This is a genomic window from Gilvimarinus sp. 1_MG-2023, from assembly GCF_030548285.1.
Genome location: NZ_JAUOSC010000562.1, coordinates 1 through 325, shown reverse-complemented (window position 1 = coordinate 325; position 325 = coordinate 1). Strand labels below are relative to the sequence as shown.

Sequence of the window (325 nt, the reverse complement as noted above, 5' to 3'; positions counted from 1 at the left end):
CTGATGGGCATTTCCTGACCCTGGCTGTAGGCCATTTTGTCGGTCAGAAAACCGAAATCCGGCTGATGCACATTGAGCATGTTCTGCACGGCCTTGGAGGTAACACCAATCTTTTTGCCGATAATGCGTTCTCCGGCTTCGATACGGCGCTCATTCATACGTAATGAAACGTGATAAGCATCCTTGATGGTGATGTCGGGATAGCGCTCCGTCAGTGGGCGCAGCGTCGTACGGTTAACCAGCGCGTTATACAGCTCGTCTCCCGCTTGCTTGATATCAGCTTCATTCATAAAAAAATACCATCCATCTCGGTGAATAAATCAGC

General features: G+C 49.5%; 1 pseudogene. It reads right to left on the bottom strand.

The window, feature by feature from the left end:
* Positions 1 to 290: pseudogene (locus tag Q4563_RS18090) on the bottom strand (2-oxopent-4-enoate hydratase); the annotation flags it as partial.
* Positions 291 to 325: the final 35 nt, after the last annotated feature.